This is a genomic window from Azospirillum lipoferum, from assembly GCF_024170005.1.
Lineage (GTDB): Bacteria > Pseudomonadota > Alphaproteobacteria > Azospirillales > Azospirillaceae > Azospirillum > Azospirillum lipoferum.
The window spans coordinates 1-14,951 of record NZ_JALJXJ010000032.1 but is presented as its reverse complement, the minus strand read 5'-3'; the positions used below and the strand labels follow the sequence as shown (position 1 = coordinate 14,951).

Genomic DNA, 14,951 nt, shown 5'->3' with positions numbered 1-14,951 from the left:
GCGACATCTTCATCCTCCGCACCGATCTGGCTTTCTAAGAGCCTGGTCTTCCAAGAGCCTCGCGCTCTGAAAAAGGGCCAACTGACGTCCTGGCCCTTCATCCGCTTCGCATCGGCATGGGGCTCTCTCCTCTCCATCCCCTCCATGGCGATGCGTCCCGGCGCGCTCTCCCTCGGGTGCGTCGGCCCCGGCCTTCCTGGTGCCGGGGTCCCCTTGCGGTCGGACGGCGATCTGCTGTCCGACCGCTTTCTTTCTCGTGATCGCCGACGACAGTCATGGTGGCGCCCATCCGGACGTCTCACCGCCGTTGACCGGCGGCGGAGGTGAGAGCATCCTTGTGCTTCACAACATTATTATAATTTGTCCAATTATATGCGAACAAATATTCTGGTATATCACTATATGGGACAGGAAAAATCTTAATTCACGGTGATTAATTATTGACCCGCGATACAGTTGGGCATAGTGTGTTTTTCATGGTGGACAAGAGAGCAAGGACTGCTACGGCGTCCGCTCCCTTCGCATCAGGAGTGCCCCGATGTCTTCAGCCTCACGCGGCCAAGGCAGCAATTCGACAAATCTTCGCCAGTTCAACGAGCGGGTCATCCTGGCAGCGCTGCGTCGGATCGGCGAGGCGTCAAAGGCTGATCTGGCCCGTCTGGTGAATCTGACCGACAACACCGCCGGTTCGATCGTCCGCGATCTGGAGGCGCAGCAGCTGGTGCGGGTCGGGGCAAAGCGACAGGGCGGCCGCGGCCAGCCGGCCACCCTGCTGTCGCTGGACGCCGACGGCGCCTATGCCGCCGGCCTCAAGATCGGTCGGCGCTCGATGGATGCGGTGTTGGTCGATTTCTGCGGTTCCGTGCTGGCGCGCCAGTCCCGGCCGGCGCAGCTGGCGTCGCCGCAGAGCGTGCTGGACGCAGCGGAGGAGATGCTGGCGGCACTGCTGGCGGATGTGCCGATGAGCAGCCGGAACCGGATCGTCGGGCTCGGGATCGCCGCCCCCTACAATATGGGGAGCTGGCGGCGCGAGCTGGGGATTTCCGCCGAAGCCTGCGAGGGATGGAACGAATTCGACGTCATCGGTGCGCTGGCCGAGCGCACCGGCATGGAGGTGTTCGGCGAGAATGACGGCACCGCCGCCGCGGTGGCGGAGCTGTTTCTCGGGCATGGCCGGCGGCGTGACGATTTCATCTATGTCTTCATCGGTGCGGCCACCGGCGGCGGTGTCGTGCTGGGGGGCGATTACCTGCGTGGAAGCCACGGCAACGGCGGCGATATCGGCCTGATGCCGGTTCCGCCCTCACCCCTGCCGACCGCCCCGCCCCCGACCCGCCGCTGGGACATCCTGCTGACGCGCGCGTCGATCAACGCGCTGGTCCGCCATCTGAAGGGCAGCGGCGTCGAGTTCCCCGTCTATGACGGGCTGGAGGACGCCATCCGGCGCCATCCTCAGCTGGCGGAGGAATGGCTGGAGGATTGCGCCGACGCCCTGACCGGCCCGCTGCTGTCGGCGGCGCGCACGCTGGACGTGACCAGCGTGGTGCTCGACGGCGCGCTGCCGCCGGCGATGCTGGCGCGGCTGCGGGACCGGACCGAGCAGCTGCTGGCGGACTCGGCGCCGGAATCCCGAACCCCGCCGGAACTGCTGCTGGGCAAGGTCGGGCGGGAGGCCGGGGCGATCGGTGCCGCGCTGCTGCCCCTTCATCTGAATTTCAGCCCGAAGCGGGCGACCCTGGTCAGTCAATAGACCGGCGGCAGGCCGGGCAAAGGCCGCAAAGGCCATCAGTCCAGACGGTTAATCCAGGCGGCCGATTCAAGCGGCCAATCGAGGCGGCCCAACGCGGCCGGGAGGAAGCGATCATGGAAACCATGTTGACCGACGTGCTCGGGTCATCTCCGCCGGTCCTGGAGATGCGGGGCATTTCCAAGACCTTTCCCGGGGTGAAGGCGCTCGATTCCGTCAGTCTGACCGTCCGCCAGGGTGAGATCCTCGCACTGATGGGCGAGAACGGCGCCGGCAAGAGCACGCTGATGAAGGTGCTGTCCGGCGCCTATCTGGCCGATCCCGGCGGCCAGATGCTGATGCATGGCCAGCCGGTGTCCGTGACCTGCCCGGCCGACGCCAAGCGTCTGGGCATCGCCATCATCTACCAGGAACTCAGCCTCGCCCCCAACCTGACGGTCGCCGAGAACATCTTCATCGGCGAGGAGCCGCGGCGCGGGCCCTTCGTCGACCGGGCGGCGATGCGGGCCGGCGCGCAGGAGCTGCTCGACCGGCTGGGCGTCGGCTTCGGCGCCGACACCGAGGTCGGCACACTGTCGATCGCCGAACAGCAGATGGTGGAGATCGCCCGTGCGCTCCGCGTCCGCTCCAAGGTGCTGGTGATGGACGAGCCGACCACCGCCCTGTCGTCCCGTGAAACCGAGCGGCTGTTCGCCCTGATGCTGCGGCTGAAACAGGACGGGCTCGGCATCGTCTACATCAGCCACCGCATGGCCGAGATCTACGAGCTGGCCGACCGGGTGTCGGTCCTGCGCGACGGCACCTATGTCGGCACGCTCGACCGCGCCGAGATCAATCCCGAGACGCTGGTGCGGATGATGGTCGGCCGTAAGCTCGACAGCTTCTATGCCAAGCAGCATTCGGCCGAGGCCGCCAGGGGGCCGGTGGCGCTGACGGTCGAGGGCCTGCGCGACCAGCGCGGCCGGGTGCGCGGCTGCGGCTTCACGCTGCGCTATGGCGAGGTGCTCGGCGTCGCCGGGCTGGTCGGCGCCGGCCGGACCGAACTGGCGCGCCTGATCTATGGCGCCGACCCGCTGGCCGGCGGCGGCATCACGCTCGACGGCCGGCCGGTGACGATCCGCGGCCCCGGCGACGCGCTGCGGCTCGGCATCAGCTATCTCACCGAGGATCGCAAGCGGCAGGGCCTGTTCCTCGACATGTCGGTGCATGACAACATCAACATCGGCGTCGTCGACCGCGATGCCCGCCCCGGCGGCCTGCTCAACCGGTCGCGGGCGGCGGACCGCACCTCCGACGCCGTCTCGGCTCTCGGCATCCGCGTCGCCCATCCGCGCGTCAATGTCGGCAGCCTGTCCGGCGGCAACCAGCAGAAGACCCTGCTGTCGCGCTGGCTGGAGATGAAGCCGCGGGTGCTGATCCTGGACGAGCCGACCCGCGGCGTCGACATCGGCGCCAAGAGCGAAATCTACCGGATCATCGACCGGCTCGCCCAGGCGGGCGTGGCGATCCTGGTGATTTCCAGCGAGCTGCCCGAGCTGATCGGCGTGGCCGACCGCATCCTGGTGATGCGCGAGGGCGAGATCGCGGGCGAGGTCGGCGGCGCGTCGGGCGTCGCGGTCACCCAGGAAAACATTGTCGCTTTGGCCACCGGCGCTGCGGTCGACTCCGCGGCTGCCGCCTGATCCGATGGACCCCATCATGTCACCCATTCAAGCGGATTCCCCCTCCACCGCCGGCCGCCGGTCCGGCAGGGCCGGTCTCGATGTCCGGTCGCTGTTCAAGACCTTCGGCATGCTGCCGGTGCTGATCCTGGTCTGCATCGCCTTCGAACTGGCGACCGGCCGCTTCCTGACCGCCCGCAACATCGCCATCGTCTCGCAGCAGGCGTCCATCAACATCGTGCTGGCCACCGGGATGACCTTCGTCATCCTGACCGGCGGCATCGATCTGGCGGTCGGCTCGGTTCTGGCGCTGTGCGCCGTCACCGCGGTGGCGACCTCGCTGACGCCGATGGCCGACCTGGCGATCCCGGCGGCGCTGCTGGTCGGGCTGGCGCTCGGGCTCGCCAACGGATCGCTGGTCGCCTTCATGCGGCTGCCGCCCTTCATCGTCACGCTGGGCGGCCTGACCGCGGTGCGCGGCTTCGCCCGCCTGCTCGGCAACGACACCACGGTGTTCAATCCGCACCTGCCCTTCTCCTGGATCGGCCAGGGCAGCATCCTCGGCATTCCCTGGCTGGTCGTCATCGCGCTTTCGGTGGTTGCGGTCAGCTGGGTGATCCTGCGGCGCACCGTGCTGGGCGTGCGGATCTACGCGGTGGGCGGCAACCCCGACGCGGCGCGTCTGACCGGCATCAAGGTGTGGGTGGTCATCCTGTTCGCCTATGGCGTCTCCGGCCTGCTGGCCGGGCTGGCCGGCGTGATGGCGGCGTCCCGCACCCTGTCGGCCAACGGCGCCCAGCTTGGGCTGGGCTACGAACTGGACGCCATCGCCGCGGTGATCCTCGGCGGAACCTCCTTCGTCGGCGGCATCGGCTCGATCCTCGGCACGCTGGTCGGCGCCCTGCTGATCGCCGTGATGTCCAACGGCCTCGTGCTGACCGGGGTGCCCGAGGTCTGGCAGTTCATCATCAAGGGTGCGGTCATCATCGGCGCCGTGGCGCTCGATCGCTACCGCAATGCGAACAGCGCCCGGACCTGATCCGGGGCGGCGTCGCAAGCCTGCGTCATCAGGGTTCCGCAACGATCATATGCTGCGGCCAACTTCGCGGCGGAACCTGACGGGGGGTCTCGTCCCCGGGCACGAGACACAAAAAAGCCAATGGAAACCATCAGCGAATCCCATCGGGAGGAAAACATGCGTCGGACTATTCTGGCTTCGGTCGCGGCCCTGGCCCTGGCGGGCGCCCTCGCCCTGCCGGCGAGCGCCCCGGCCAGTGCTAAGGATCTGAAGTCGGTGGGCGTCACCGTCGGCAGCCTCGGCAATCCCTTCTTCGTCCAGATCGTCAAGGGCGTCGAGGCCAAGGCCAAGGAGTTGGGCGGCGACAAGGTCAGCGTTACCGCCGTTTCGGCCGACTACGACCTCAACAAGCAATATTCGCAGATCGAGAACTTCATCGCGTCCGGCGTCGATCTGATCGTGGTCAATGCCGCCGATCCCGCGGCGATCGAGCCGGCCGTCCGCATGGCGCAGGCCCAGGGCATCGTCGTCGCCGCCGTGGACGTGAAGGCGCAGGGCGCCGACGTCACCGTGACCACCGACAACGTCCAGGCCGGCGAGAAGGCCTGCCAGTACATCGTCGACAAGCTCGGCGGCAAGGGTGCCGTCGCCATCCAGAACGGCCCGCCCGTGTCGGCGGTGATCGACCGCGTCAACGGCTGCAAGGCGGTGCTGGCCAAGGCGCCGGGCATCAAGCTGCTGTCCGACAACCAGAACGGCAAGGGCAGCCGCGAAGGCGGGCTGGAGGTCATGATCGGCCTGCTGACCGGCTTCGACAAGGTCGATGCGGTGTTCACCATCAACGATCCCCAGGCGATCGGCGCCGATCTGGCCGCCAAGCAGCTCGGCCGCAAGAACCTGTTCATCACCTCGGTCGACGGCGCGCCGGACATCGAGGTGGCGCTGAAGGGCGACACCCTGGTCGAGGCGTCGTCGGCCCAGGATCCCTACTCCATGGCCAAGAAGGCGGTGGAGCTGGGCTATGAGGCGATGCAGGGCAAGAAGCCGGAAAAGGACACCTTCCTGATCCCGGCCGAACTGATCACCCGCAGCAACGTCGCCCAGTACAAGGGCTGGACGACCAAGTAACCCGGCTTCATCCTTGGTCCCGACCCCTGTTCCGACGGGGGCCGGGACCAAGGATGCCGTAGACGCCGAAGGACGCCGGTCTGTTCTGAGGAGTCACCTCGATCGCACGATCGCACAGCTGCGGAAGGGCATCATGGCTATGGCGGGACACAGAAGAGGGTTCGGCATCTCGGCCCGGATCGCCGGTGGTTTCGGCGTCGTGCTGCTGCTCCTGTCCGGGGTGACGGTCTACAATCTTCAGGCGCAGCAGCGGCTGGGAACCCAGTTCGCGGCCTTCCGCGCCGTCTCCGACAACGGTCTCCAGGTGACGGATTTGAAGACCGCCCTGGCCGACGTCGAGCTGGCGATCCGTGATTACCTGCTCGTCAGCGACGAGGCTCACCGCAAGCTGGCCGAAGACCGCCACGGCGACTTCAAGGCCCGCCTCGCTGCTCTGGCGGATGCTCCCGACGCGGCGGCGGTCGGGCTGGACCGCGACTTCGTCACCGCGGTCGCGAGCGGGGAAGAGGGCTACTGGAGCGCGGTTCTTGCCCTGACCGGCGCCAACCAGCGCAAGGATTACCTGCTGAACACCGTCATCGCCCCGATGGGAGAGCGGATGCTGGCGCGGCTCAAGGGGCTTGCCGCCGACCCCGCGGCGTCTCCCGAGGCACGTCGTCAGGCTGACGGATTGACCGAGCAGGTCCGCGCCGCCACCAATGGCGCGCTGCGCCATGTCGCGACCGGCAAGGCGGAGGATCGTGACCGGGCCAAGGCGGGCTGGACCGCCTTCCGCGACGAGATCGCCGCCCTGGAACGGTCGGTTCAGGACCAGAAGCCGCTGACGATGCAGGTGACGATGGTCGGCTCCTTCGCCAAGGCGAGCGACGGCGCCTTCACCGAATTGTGGTCGCTGGAATCGGAAACCGCCGGCAGGCTGGCCGAGATCGGCCGGCGCAGCGCCGATATCCGCAAGCTGGTCGACGGCGCCCGCACGGCTGCGGCCGGACGGGCACAGGACGCCGTCGACGGTACGGGCACCATGATCGAGCAGTCGCGGCAGGCCAACATCATCCTGGCCGGGCTGGGGCTGACGCTGGGCTTCGGGCTGGCCGTCCTGACCGGCATGGGCGTCTCGCGGCCGGTGCGGGCGCTGACCCGGGCGATGGACGGCATCGCCTTCGGCGACACCGGACGGACCATTCCCGGCCTGAACCGCCGCGACGAGATCGGGGCGATGGCCCGCAGCGTGGAGGTCTTCCGCTCCACCATGTGCGAGCGTGACCGGCTCGGCGAGGAACGCCAGCGCGAGGAGGAGGCGAGAGCCAAGCGCTCGACCCAGCTGGAGCGGATGGTCGGCGAGTTCGAAGGCTTGGCCGGGCGGCTGCTCGACGGCTTCGGCATCGCGTCGGGCCGGCTGAACGAAACGGCGCAGAGCATGATCGGCATTGCCGACACCACCAATTCCCTGGCGGAGGAAACCACCCGCTCGGTGGCGGAGACCACCGGCAACCTGCGCACCATCGCCGCCAACACCGACCAGCTGACCAGCGCCATCGCCGAGGTGGCCCATCAGGCGGGCCGGTCGTCGGAAATGACCAACAATGCGGTGGCCCAGGCCAGAAGCGCGGACGGGGCGATGGAAGGGCTTTCGACGTCGGCCCAGCGCATCGGCGACGTGGTGGAGCTGATCTCCGCGATCGCCGGCCAGACCAACCTGCTGGCGCTGAACGCCACCATCGAGGCCGCCCGCGCCGGAGAGGCCGGCAAGGGCTTCGCCGTCGTCGCCGGCGAGGTCAAGGCGCTGGCCTCCCAGACCTCCCGCGCGACGGAGGAGATCACCGGCCAGATCGCCCGCATCCAGCAGGAAACGCAGGGTGCGGTGCGGGTGATCCGGGAGATCGGCACCACCATCGCGTCCATCAACGCGGTCTCGGCGGAGATCGCGGCCACGGTGGACCGCCAGAACGAGGTGGCCCAGGCCATCGCCGGAAGCGTGCGGGCCGCCGCCCAGGAAAGCGACCGGGTCAACGCCAACGTCGCCGACGTGACCGGCGGTGCTGCGGAGGCGCGGCGGGCGGCGGGCGACGTGCTGGCCGCCGCCGACGGGTTGGCCCGTCAGGCCGACCGGCTGCGTGGCGACATCCATGGCTTCCTGCGCGCCATCCAGGCAGCATGAGCCGATTTTTCGTCACAAGGATCAATGAGGGCGGATCAATGAGGGCGCTGGCATGGCGGATGTAGTGAGCATCGGGGAGATGCTGATCGATTTCGTTCCGGATACCGCCGGAACCGGCCTTGCCGATGTCGTGCACTTCTCCAAGGTGGCGGGCGGCGCCCCGGCCAATGTGGCCGTCGGCGTCGTGCGTCAGGGCGGAGAGGCAGGTTTTCTCGGCAAGGTGGGGGACGATCCGTTCGGCCGTTTCCTGGGCAAGGTCCTGTCGGATGCCGGGGTGGACACCGGCGGGCTGCTGTTCACCAAGCAGGCGCAGACCGGCCTTGCCTTCGTCTCCCTGAGCAGCGACGGCGACCGCGAATTCCTGTTCTACCGGTCTCCCAGCGCCGACATGCTGATGGCGCCCGAGGATGTGTCCGACGAACGGCTGTCGGCGGCGAAGATCCTGCATTTCGGCACGGTGGCGATGATCGCCGAGCCGTCGCGTTCGGCGATCCTCCATGCGGTGTCCCGCGCCCGCGCCCTGGGGCTGACGGTGTCGTGCGACCCCAACCTGCGCGAAGCGCTGTGGCCGGACCTCGACACCGCAAGGCAGGTCATCGGCCAGGCGCTGACCCTGGCCGACGTCATCAAGATCAGCGATTACGAGGCGAGCTTCCTCACCGGCGACGACGATCCGGTGGCCGCCATGCGCCGGATCTGGCAGCCGAACTGGCGACTGGTCGCCGTGACCTGCGGACCGGACGGCTGCACCGCCCTGACCGCCGACGACACCGTGACCGTGCCGGGCTATCCGGTCGAGGCGGTGGACACGACCGGGGCGGGCGACGCCTTCACCGCCACCATGCTGACCGGCCTCGCCCGGACACCGGACGTGACCAAGGATCGCGCGGCGCTGACGGCTCTTCTGAAGCGGGCCAACGCCGCCGGGGCGATCATTTCCACCCGGCGCGGCGCCATCGCCTCGATGCCGACGGCGGACGACATCGACGGCTTCCTGGCCGCCCGGTCCTGACGCCCCCGGGCGGGAAGCTTCGCGACGGCAGACGGCGCTGCGGCAATCCCGCCCTTATCCCGCCATATAGGCGGCAAGCTCCTCCGGCGTTCCCTGCGGAAACGCCGCCTTGAGATGGTCGAGAAACGCCGACACACGGGCGCTGAGCAGACGGCGCGACGGGTACAACGCCCACAGCGCCGTCTCGGCCCCGTCCACGTCGCCCCAGCGCACCAGCCTGCCGGCGGCGATATCCCCGCTGACCAGCGAAAGCGGCAGGCGCGCCGCGCCGACGCCCAGGCGCGCCGCATCGCGCAGCATCATGTTCGATGACATGGCGAGCACGGGCAGAACCGGAAGCGCGACCGGCCCGGAAGCCGCGGCCACCGTCCAGACGTCCGCCTGACCAAGCGTGCCGCGCACCACCGCCGGCACCGCGGCCCCCTCCGCCGGCCAGGCCAGACCGGGGGCCGCCACCACGACCTGCCGGTCATGGAGGAAGGCCCGTCCGACGAGGGTCACGTCGGGCTGGGGATTGACGCGGATGACCAGATCATAGGCCTCCTCGATCATGTCGACGGGCCGGTCCTCGACGATGATCTCAAGCCGCACCTCGGGATATTTCAGGACGAAGCCGGCGCCCAGCTTTCCCAGGGCGGCCTGCGCGAAGAGCAGCGGCGCGCTGATCCGCAACCTGCCGCGGGGACTGTGTCCACCCGACGCGATCGCCGTCGTCGTCTCCTCCAGCTCCGTCAGCAGCTGTCCGGTCCGCTCGAACAACGCCCGCCCCTCCTCCGTCAGCTTGAGCATCCGCGCTCCCCGTTCGAACAGGCGCAGGTCGAGGCTCGCCTCCAGTTCGGCCACGCGGCGGGACAGGGTCGCCTTCGGCCGGCCGGACGCGCGTGCGGCCCGTCCGAACCCGCCATGACGGGCGACCAGAGTGAAGTCGGCGAGCGCAAGCAGGTCCATCTGTTCCACCAGTGAGACGGTCCGTCCAAATCCGGCGCCTATCGGACATTCTGCGGATCGGTAAAGTCAAGGGCATCAACTGAGCCCAAACACTGAACCTCAAAACTCGATCCCAAGCGGAGTGATCCCCATGACCATCCTCGTTACCGGTGCCACCGGCCGTGTCGGCCGTCCTGTCGTCGACCAGCTGATCAAGCGCGGCGCCGATGTGCGCGTGCTGACCCGCGATCCGTCGAAAGCCGGCTTCCCCGCCGGCGTCGAGGTCGCCCAGGGCGACATGCTGGACATCGATGCGCTGCGTGCCGCCTTCCGCGGCGTCCGCACCCTGTTCCTGCTGAACGCCGTAACCGGCGATGAATTCACCCAGGCGCTCATCACCCTGAACGTCGCCCGCGAAGCCGGCGTCGAACGGGTCGTCTACCAGTCGGTGTTCGAAGCCGACCGCGCGGTGAACGTGCCGCATTTCGCCGTGAAGTTCGGCGCCGAGCGCATGCTCGACCAAATGGGCTTCAGCGGAACCATCCTGCGTCCGTCCTACTTCATCGACAACGAGCTGATGATCAAGGACGTGATCATCGGGCATGGCGTCTACCCGATGCCGATCGGCAGCAAGGGCGTCGCCATGGTCGATGCGAGGGACATCGCCGAGGTCGCGGCCATCGAGCTGGTCCGCCGGGACCGGGCGCCGGGCAAGCTGCCGCTGGAGACCATCAACCTCGTCGGCCCCGATACGCTGACGGGTCCGCAGGCGGCGGCGATCTGGTCCGACCTGCTGGGCCGCAGCGTGGCCTATGGCGGCGACGATCCCAGCGGCTTCGAGCAGACCATGGCGTCCTTCCTGCCGAAATGGACCGCCTACGAGATGCGCCTGATGGCGGAGCGCTATGTCAGCGACGGCATGATCCCCGAAGCCGGCGATGTCGAGCGGCTGACCCGGATCCTGGGCCGCCCCCTGCATTCCTATCGCGACTTCGCGGCCGCCATCGTGACCGCCACTCCAACTGCGGCCTGACGGTCGGGCAGCCCGCTCAGACGCCGGCCGTCCCCCTACCCCCAAGCCCATGACCGAAGGAGACGCACCATGACCGATGTCTGGTCTCCCATCAAAATCGGCGGCGTCGAGCTGCCGCACCGCCTCGCCATGGCGCCGATGACCCGCAGCCGCGCCAAGCCCGACGGCACGCCCGGCGACCTCGCGCCCCTCTACTACGCCCAGCGCGCCACGATGGGCCTTCTGATCAGCGAAGGCACGCAGCCGTCCGATGACGGGCAGGGCTATCTCGCCACCCCCGGCATCTATACCGACGCCCATGTCGCCGGCTGGCGCAAGGTTGCCGATGCGGTCCATGCCGCCGGCGGACGCCTGTTCATCCAGCTCATGCATACGGGTCGCCGCTCCCATCCGGACAACACGCCGCATCACCGCCAGCCGGTAGCCCCCTCCGCCATCGCCCCCGGCGAGGACATGGTAACGATGGCGGGCATGCGGCCCATCCCGGAACCGCGGGAACTGACGACCGCCGAGGTCGGGCGGACGGTGGACGACTTCGCCCATGCCGCCCGCCGTGCCATCGAGGCCGGCGCTGACGGGGTCGAAGTGCACGGCGCCAACGGCTATCTGGTCCATCAGTTCCTGGCGCCGGACGCCAACCGCCGGACCGACGGCTATGGCGGCTCGATGGAGAACCGCGCGCGTTTCGCGATCGACGTCGTCCGCGCCATCGCCGACACCATCGGCCCGGAGAAGACGGCGATCCGCCTGTCGCCCGGCCTTCCGACCGGCGGCATCGCCGAGGGGACCGGCAACGACGACCTCTACCGCCATCTGGCGGCGGAGTTCGACAGGATGGGGCTTGCCTATCTCCATCTTCTCCATGTCCGCCAGGACCCGCTGCTGGAGCAGATCCGCAAGGCCTTCCGCGGCGTGCTGATCCTCAACCGGCCGGGCCGGTCCCGCGACCGGATCGGCACGGACGTCGCGGCGGGGCTCGCCGATATCGAAGCGCTCGGCGTCATGGCGCTGGCCAACCCGGATCTCGTCCGACGTCTGAAGACGGGTGCCCCGTTGAACGACCTGCGGCCGGCGCTGTTCTACGCCGGCGGCAGTGCCGAGGGCTATACCGACTATCCCACGCTCGACGCCGCCTGATGGCACCGGCCCCCGGCGGGTCACCCTCCTGTCGCGGAGGAGGATGCGTCGGGAGAGCCGTTCCGGTCGGACGATCCCGGTCTGTCCAGTCCGGCCAGCAGATGCTCGATGAAGCTGCGCACCTTCGGCGAGACATGGCGGGTCGCCGGATAGACGGCATGGATGGCCTCGTCCGCCACCTCCAGCTCGGACAGGACCGGGATGAGGCGGCCGGCGCGGATATCCTCCTCGACGATGAAGTCGGCCAGCCGCGCCACCCCCAGCCCGCCCACCGCGGCATGGCGCAGCAGCCACAGGCTGTCGGCCTGGAAGCTGCCGGCCGGACGCAGGATCTCGCGCCGGTCGCCGGCCATGAACTCCCACTCCGTCCGGCCGGATCCCGACAGCAGCGTCAGGCAGTCATGGCGGGCGAGATCGGCCGGCGACTGCGGCACGCCGCGCCGTTCCAGATAGTCCGGGCTGGCCACCACATGGCGGCGCAGCGGCCGCAGCCGGCGGGCGATCAGGCTGGAGTCGGCCAGCCGCCCGGTCCGGATCGCCAGATCGAACCCGTCGTCGATCAGCCGCTGCACGCGGTCGTTCAGGCTCACCTCCAGCGACACGCCGGGGTAGCGGCGCAGATAGGAGGCCAGCAGCGGCGCCACCCGCATCTGCCCGAACATCACCGGCATGGTGATGCGCAAGGTGCCACGCGGCTCCTCGCCCATCTCGGTCAGCGACTGTTCCGCTTCGTCCAATGCTGCCAGGATGGCGCGGGCCCGCAGGCAGAAGGTGGCACCGGCGTCGGTCAGCGCGATCCGCCGTGTCGTGCGCGCCAGCAGGCGGGTGCCCAGACGGTTCTCCATCTGGGCGATCCGCCGGCTGATCGCCGAGGCGGACAGCCCGAGCCGCTCCGCCGCCGCCGACAGGCTGCCGCTGTCCACCACCTCGACCAGCACCGTCAGATCGTCCAGCCGGTCCATCCCGTCGTCCCCGTCCCGTCTTTCCCGCGTCCGGTCCCTGCCGCGCCCCATCCGCCTGGGCGCATTCGTGCATTCCACGCAAAGATATTGTGCGTGTCCCCCTATGTTTCGCAAGTCCGGCTTTTGACAGGATCGGGTCAACGGACACGCCGACAGGGAAATGCCCGATGCGTCTTCAACGCCAACTCCGCAATATCCGGGCGCAGGCCGGCAAGACCTCGCCGCCGGGGGTGCTGGCGATGATGGACCGGGTGATTGCCGATCTGAAGGCGCGCGGGGTGGAGTTGGGGGCGCTGCGCCCCGGTCTTCAGGCTCCCGACTTCGCCTTGCCGAACCAGCTCGGCCGCACGGTCTCCCTTTACGAGACGCTGGAACGGGGACCGGTCGTCCTGCTGTTCTATCGCGGCGAATGGTGTCCTTATTGTTGCGCCCAGCTCAGGGCCATGCAGCTGGTGCTGCCGCAACTGACCGCCGGCGGCGCCCGGCTGGTCGCGGTGTCGCCGGAACTGCCCGACCACAGCCTGACGCTGGCGGAACGCAACGCGCTGGATTTCGACATCCTGTCCGACCGGGAGGCGATGGTGGCGCGCAGCTACGGCCTCGTCTACCGCGTGCCGGACGAGATGCGTGATCGCTACCGCGACCGCGGCCTCGACTTCAACGCCCGCCAGGGCCGTCCACTCGGGGAGCCCTGGCAGCTGCCGATCCCGGCGACCTACCTGCTGTCGCCCAGCGGCGTCGTGCGTTTCGCCGCCATCGACGCCGACTTCACCCAACGCCCGGAGCCGCAGGCGCTCGTCGACCTGCTGCACGACCGCGTACCGGCGCCCTGACCGGCGCCAGCCATCCCGAAACACCAGTCATCCCGAAACAGAGGAACGCGACCATGACCGCCACCAAAACCCCCGCAAAGACCTTGGCCCTGCTCCCCATCGCCGGCGCGCTGGCCGGTGCCCTGACCCTGATGGCCGGCCCGGCCGCCGCGCAGTCCAACATGGAGAAATGCTATGGCATCTCCAAGCCGGGCGAAAATGGCTGTGCCCATGCCAAGGGCCTGCATTCCTGCGCCGGCAACAGCAACCTGACCTACGACGGCGGCGACTGGAAACTGGTCAAGGCCGGCAGCTGCGCCACGGAAATGGGGTCGCTGAAGCCGTTCGAGGGCGCCAATACGAAGAAGAAGGGCTGAGGCGATGGCCGCGGCGGCGCCCTCCCCCTCCGTCCGGACCGTGCCGGTCGCCGCCGGCATCGGCCTGCGCGAGCCGCATCGGGAGGCGTTCGTCGCGGCCGGCTGTCAGGCACCCTGGGTCGAGATCCATCCGGAGAACTATCTGGTTCCCGGCGGCCCGCGTCTGGCCGGCATCCTGCGGATCCGCCGCGACTTGGCCCTAAGCTGCCACGGCGTCGGCCTGTCGCTGGGCAGCGCCGACGGTCTCGACCCAGACCATCTGATGCGGCTGCGCGCCCTCTACGACAGGCTGGAGCCGGGGCTGATCTCCGAACATCTGTCCTGGAGCGTCACGGACGCCACCTACCTCAACGATCTGCTGCCGCTGCCCTACACCGAGGACAGCCTGGACCGGGTCCGCCGCAACATCGACCACGCCCAGGACGTCTTCGGCCGGCGCATCCTGGTCGAGAACCCGGCTGCCTGCCTCGCCTTCGCCGACAGCGCCATTCCCGAAGCCGAATTCCTGGCGGAACTGGCCGCCCGCACCGGCTGCGGCCTGCTGCTGGACGTCAACAACCTCTACGTCTCCTCGGTCAATCTCGGCTTCGACCGGACGGCGTGGCTCGACGCCATCCCGGCCGACGCCGTCGGCGAACTGCATCTGGCCGGTCACGCCCGCATGACGGTCGACGGCGAGGAGCTGCTGATCGACGACCACGGCAGCGTGGTCGGCGACGCCGTGATGGCGCTCTATGCCGATGTGCTGGATCGCATCGGCCCGCGGCCGGTGCTGATCGAATGGGACAACGATTTGCCGCCGCTCGACGGCCTGCTGGCCGAGGCCGCCAAGGCGCAGCGGCTGCTCGATGCCCGGACGCGGGAACTCGAAACGCCAGCCAGGATCCCGGCAACTGTATTCAGGCTGCTTCCGGTGGTTCGTAATCGGTGCCCGTCGCAATCATCGCGTTGAGGGTGACGAGGAGCTTCCGAGCCGTGG

General features: G+C 68.8%; 13 protein-coding genes. 11 read left to right on the top strand and 2 right to left on the bottom strand.

The window, feature by feature from the left end:
- Positions 1-538 precede the first annotated feature (538 nt).
- The 6 genes from J2848_RS35470 (at position 539) to J2848_RS35445 (ending at position 8,724) form a co-directional block, all read left to right on the top strand.
- On the top strand, positions 539-1,750 hold the full coding sequence (locus J2848_RS35470; protein WP_149235690.1) for an ROK family protein: 1,212 nt from the start codon (positions 539-541) through the stop codon (positions 1,748-1,750).
- 113 nt (positions 1,751-1,863) lie between these two features.
- Positions 1,864-3,429, top strand: coding sequence for a sugar ABC transporter ATP-binding protein (locus J2848_RS35465; RefSeq protein WP_246194551.1), 1,566 nt, complete (start codon positions 1,864-1,866; stop codon positions 3,427-3,429).
- A 16-nt stretch (positions 3,430-3,445) separates the two neighbouring features.
- Positions 3,446-4,447 (top strand): ABC transporter permease subunit, encoded by a 1,002-nt coding sequence (locus J2848_RS35460; RefSeq protein ID WP_246194552.1) that lies wholly within the window; start codon positions 3,446-3,448, stop codon positions 4,445-4,447.
- A gap of 156 nt (positions 4,448-4,603) precedes the next feature.
- Positions 4,604-5,554 carry an ABC transporter substrate-binding protein gene (locus J2848_RS35455; RefSeq protein ID WP_149235692.1) on the top strand — a complete coding sequence of 317 codons (951 nt, stop codon included), beginning with the start codon at positions 4,604-4,606 and terminating at the stop codon, positions 5,552-5,554.
- Positions 5,555-5,687: 133 nt separating this feature from the next.
- The gene (locus J2848_RS35450; RefSeq protein ID WP_149235693.1) at positions 5,688-7,712 is read left to right on the top strand and encodes a methyl-accepting chemotaxis protein; all 2,025 of its coding nucleotides are present in this window, start codon (positions 5,688-5,690) and stop codon (positions 7,710-7,712) included.
- Between the two features lie 52 nt (positions 7,713-7,764).
- Positions 7,765-8,724, top strand: coding sequence for a PfkB family carbohydrate kinase (locus J2848_RS35445; RefSeq protein WP_149235694.1), 960 nt, complete (start codon positions 7,765-7,767; stop codon positions 8,722-8,724).
- Positions 8,725-8,778: 54 nt separating this feature from the next.
- On the opposite strand, the gene J2848_RS35440 is transcribed toward J2848_RS35445, so the two are convergent.
- Entirely contained in the window at positions 8,779-9,672 is an 894-nt protein-coding gene (locus J2848_RS35440) for a LysR family transcriptional regulator (protein WP_149235695.1), read from the bottom strand.
- A gap of 130 nt (positions 9,673-9,802) precedes the next feature.
- Between J2848_RS35440 and J2848_RS35435 the strand changes: the two genes are divergently transcribed.
- Both J2848_RS35435 and J2848_RS35430 read left to right on the top strand, forming a co-directional pair.
- Positions 9,803-10,684, top strand: coding sequence for an SDR family oxidoreductase (locus J2848_RS35435; protein ID WP_149235696.1), 882 nt, complete (start codon positions 9,803-9,805; stop codon positions 10,682-10,684).
- 69 nt (positions 10,685-10,753) lie between these two features.
- On the top strand, positions 10,754-11,821 hold the full coding sequence (locus tag J2848_RS35430; RefSeq protein WP_149235697.1) for an alkene reductase: 1,068 nt from the start codon (positions 10,754-10,756) through the stop codon (positions 11,819-11,821).
- Positions 11,822-11,841: 20 nt separating this feature from the next.
- On the opposite strand, the gene J2848_RS35425 is transcribed toward J2848_RS35430, so the two are convergent.
- Positions 11,842-12,783, bottom strand: a complete 942-nt coding sequence (locus J2848_RS35425) for a LysR family transcriptional regulator (RefSeq protein ID WP_246194553.1) — start codon at positions 12,781-12,783, stop codon at positions 11,842-11,844.
- A 167-nt stretch (positions 12,784-12,950) separates the two neighbouring features.
- Between J2848_RS35425 and J2848_RS35420 the strand changes: the two genes are divergently transcribed.
- Genes J2848_RS35420 through bufB form a run of 3 tightly spaced genes read left to right on the top strand, consistent with a single transcriptional unit; the run spans position 12,951 to position 14,924 of the window.
- Positions 12,951-13,616 carry a peroxiredoxin-like family protein gene (locus J2848_RS35420; RefSeq protein WP_246194554.1) on the top strand — a complete coding sequence of 222 codons (666 nt, stop codon included), beginning with the start codon at positions 12,951-12,953 and terminating at the stop codon, positions 13,614-13,616.
- Between the two features lie 53 nt (positions 13,617-13,669).
- On the top strand, positions 13,670-13,972 hold the full coding sequence (locus J2848_RS35415; RefSeq protein ID WP_149235699.1) for a BufA1 family periplasmic bufferin-type metallophore: 303 nt from the start codon (positions 13,670-13,672) through the stop codon (positions 13,970-13,972).
- A 4-nt stretch (positions 13,973-13,976) separates the two neighbouring features.
- On the top strand, positions 13,977-14,924 hold the full coding sequence (bufB, locus tag J2848_RS35410) for an MNIO family bufferin maturase (RefSeq protein ID WP_246194555.1): 948 nt from the start codon (positions 13,977-13,979) through the stop codon (positions 14,922-14,924).
- Positions 14,925-14,951 lie beyond the last annotated feature (27 nt).

Excerpts from the sequence above, each read along its gene's own strand:
- J2848_RS35470 (WP_149235690.1), top strand. The coding sequence starts at position 539 with ATGTCTTCAGCCTCACGCGGCCAAGGCAGCAATTCGACAAATCTTCGC.
- J2848_RS35465 (WP_246194551.1), top strand. The coding sequence starts at position 1,864 with ATGGAAACCATGTTGACCGACGTGCTCGGGTCATCTCCGCCGGTCCTG.
- J2848_RS35460 (WP_246194552.1), top strand. The coding sequence starts at position 3,446 with ATGTCACCCATTCAAGCGGATTCCCCCTCCACCGCCGGCCGCCGGTCC.
- J2848_RS35455 (WP_149235692.1), top strand. The coding sequence starts at position 4,604 with ATGCGTCGGACTATTCTGGCTTCGGTCGCGGCCCTGGCCCTGGCGGGC.
- J2848_RS35450 (WP_149235693.1), top strand. The coding sequence starts at position 5,688 with ATGGCTATGGCGGGACACAGAAGAGGGTTCGGCATCTCGGCCCGGATC.
- J2848_RS35445 (WP_149235694.1), top strand. The coding sequence starts at position 7,765 with ATGGCGGATGTAGTGAGCATCGGGGAGATGCTGATCGATTTCGTTCCG.
- J2848_RS35440 (WP_149235695.1), bottom strand. The coding sequence starts at position 9,672 with ATGGACCTGCTTGCGCTCGCCGACTTCACTCTGGTCGCCCGTCATGGC.
- J2848_RS35435 (WP_149235696.1), top strand. The coding sequence starts at position 9,803 with ATGACCATCCTCGTTACCGGTGCCACCGGCCGTGTCGGCCGTCCTGTC.
- J2848_RS35430 (WP_149235697.1), top strand. The coding sequence starts at position 10,754 with ATGACCGATGTCTGGTCTCCCATCAAAATCGGCGGCGTCGAGCTGCCG.
- J2848_RS35425 (WP_246194553.1), bottom strand. The coding sequence starts at position 12,783 with ATGGACCGGCTGGACGATCTGACGGTGCTGGTCGAGGTGGTGGACAGC.
- J2848_RS35420 (WP_246194554.1), top strand. The coding sequence starts at position 12,951 with ATGCGTCTTCAACGCCAACTCCGCAATATCCGGGCGCAGGCCGGCAAG.
- J2848_RS35415 (WP_149235699.1), top strand. The coding sequence starts at position 13,670 with ATGACCGCCACCAAAACCCCCGCAAAGACCTTGGCCCTGCTCCCCATC.
- bufB (WP_246194555.1), top strand. The coding sequence starts at position 13,977 with ATGGCCGCGGCGGCGCCCTCCCCCTCCGTCCGGACCGTGCCGGTCGCC.